The organism is Marinobacter sp. UBA2498 (assembly GCF_002341575.1).
GTDB classification, from domain to species: Bacteria; Pseudomonadota; Gammaproteobacteria; order Pseudomonadales; family Oleiphilaceae; genus Marinobacter; species Marinobacter manganoxydans.
The window spans coordinates 377-1,328 of sequence record NZ_DDOI01000012.1; the positions used below are offsets into that span (position 1 = coordinate 377).

The window sequence follows — 952 nt, forward strand, 5'->3', positions numbered from 1 at the left end:
CGGTCGAGGAACCAGCGGTCGTGCGAGATAACCAGGGCAGAGCCCGGGAAATTCAGCAGGGCTTCTTCCAGGGCGCGGAGCGTTTCCACATCCAGATCGTTGGTCGGCTCATCCAGCAGCAGCACGTTGCCGCCCTGTTTCAGCAGCTTGGCCAGGTGCAAACGGTTGCGTTCACCGCCGGACAGGTCGCCAACCCGTTTCTGCTGGTCGCTGCCCTTAAAGTTGAAACGGCCAACGTAGGCCCTGGAAGGGGTCTCGTAGTTGCCCACCTTGATGATGTCGTTGCCGTCGGAGAGCTCCTCCCAGACGGTTTTGCTGCCATCCAGATCGCGCATCTGGTCCACGTAGGCCAGTTCCACGGTTTCCCCGACGGTGATGTCGCCAGAATCCGGCTTGTCGAAACCGGCAATCATCTTGAACAGAGTGGATTTACCGGCACCGTTACCACCGATAATGCCCACGATGGCACCGGGCGGTACGCTGAAGGACACGTCTTCATACAGCAGGCGGTCACCGAAGGACTTGCTGATGCCGTCCACCTCGATCACCTTGTTGCCCAGGCGAGGTCCGGGCGGAATGTAGAGTTCGTTGGTTTCGTTGCGCTTCTGGAATTCCTGGGAGCTCATCTCCTCAAAGCGGGCCAGACGGGCCTTGCTCTTGGACTGACGGCCCTTGGCATTGCTTCGCACCCACTCCAGTTCCTGTTTGATGGCTTTCTGGTGAGAGGCTTCCTGCTTGGATTCCATCTCCAGGCGCTTCTCCTTGTTTTCCAGCCACTGGCTGTAATTGCCTTCAAACGGAATGCCGTGGCCACGGTCCAGTTCCAGGATCCAGCCGGCGACGTTGTCGAGGAAGTACCGGTCGTGGGTGACGATCAGGATCGTGCCCTTGTAGTCGATCAGGTGTTGCTGAAGCCAGGCGATGGTTTCGGCGTCGAGGTGGTTGGTCGGTT

Annotated in this window: 1 protein-coding gene; it reads right to left on the bottom strand. The window is 59.0% G+C overall.

Translation table 11 applies throughout. The features are described from left to right. On the bottom strand, positions 1-952 hold a 952-nt coding region (locus B2W52_RS01310), incomplete at both ends, for an ATP-binding cassette domain-containing protein (RefSeq protein WP_286801036.1).